This window comes from Pseudomonas sp. Sample_9 (assembly GCF_004307535.1).
Taxonomy (GTDB): Bacteria; Pseudomonadota; Gammaproteobacteria; order Pseudomonadales; family Pseudomonadaceae; genus Aquipseudomonas; species Aquipseudomonas mercuritolerans.
Genome location: NZ_RAZO01000255.1, coordinates 4,693 through 5,776 on the forward strand (window position 1 = coordinate 4,693; position 1,084 = coordinate 5,776).

Genomic DNA, 1,084 nt, shown 5'->3' on the forward strand with positions numbered 1-1,084 from the left:
GAGCGAGGGCAAGTTTGAGCGCACAAAAAAGCCCGGCATTGCTGCCGGGCTTCGGTGTGTTCAGCGCTTTACGCAGCGATCTTGTTGGCTGCCATTTCCTTTTTGTGGCTCGCCTTCATGGCTTCCATTTGCGCACCCAGCTCCTCGAGCTTGGCTTTGCCCAGCAGCTTCTGCGCTTTGGGGAACATTTCCTGTTCTTCCTCTTCGATGTGGTGCTCCAGCAGCTCCTTGACCACTTTGACCCGACCGGCAAATTCCGGGGTGCCTGGATCGGTTTCTTTCAGATCAGGCAGTACCAGTGAGTCCACGGTGCGGTGCTCTTCCTTGGCCTCGTAGTACATGATGTCTTCTTCCTTGCTGCCGGCTTCCTTGAACGCAGGATAGAGAATCTCTTCTTCCAGGCGGGTATGGATGGTGATTTCCATTTCCAGTTTGCCCAGCAACTCGACGCGTTTTTTCAGTGCGCGGTCGGTGGACTCACTCAGTTGGCTGAGGATGGCTTTGACTTTTTCATGGTCGGCTTTGAGAAGGTCGATGGCATTCATTTTTGAGGCCTCTGCTTTTCACGGATTGAACACAGCGTTCTTTTTTTCGCGCTGCTGTGTATTCAGGAAGAGGCTATCGCAGGAGTCGTGCCAACTCGCTGATCGAGCGCAACCCTTCTAAATCAAGGGCTGGCATCGAAGCAGGCACAATGCTTTCGTGCAGCCTGCAAGAAATCCGCGCAACGGGCATTGCATATAACAAGCCCGGCAAAAGCCGGGCTGAGGGTGATGCTTGAGACGGGCCGGCGTCGTTGCTTAACGGCTGGCCTGGGAAGGTGAGCCGCGACCGATATGCTTGGGCCCCGCCAACGCCCAGGCGATCAGGCCGAACAGCGGCACGAACACGATCAGCACGATCCACACGCCTTTATTGCTCGATTTCCCCTCGCTTTTACGCACCCGATTGATGGCCCAAAGCTCGATCAGCACGAGAATGACCGCCAATACGATCCACACGGTTTCGATTTGCATAGGCTTAACTCCTGATGGTCTGTGCGTTAGGCGACGAGAGGGGCGTTGGGTTCATTCTTTTTGCCTGG

Annotated in this window: 2 protein-coding genes; both read right to left on the reverse strand. The window is 55.2% G+C overall.

Going from position 1 to position 1,084, the window contains the following annotated elements:
* Positions 1–68: 68 nt before the first annotated feature.
* Positions 69–545, reverse strand: coding sequence for a hemerythrin domain-containing protein (locus D6877_RS14450; protein WP_024012575.1), 477 nt, complete (start codon positions 543–545; stop codon positions 69–71).
* Between the two features lie 255 nt (positions 546–800).
* Complete coding sequence (locus D6877_RS14455; RefSeq protein WP_016774306.1) at positions 801–1,016, reverse strand: PLD nuclease N-terminal domain-containing protein; 216 nt, start codon at positions 1,014–1,016, stop codon at positions 801–803.
* Positions 1,017–1,084: the final 68 nt, after the last annotated feature.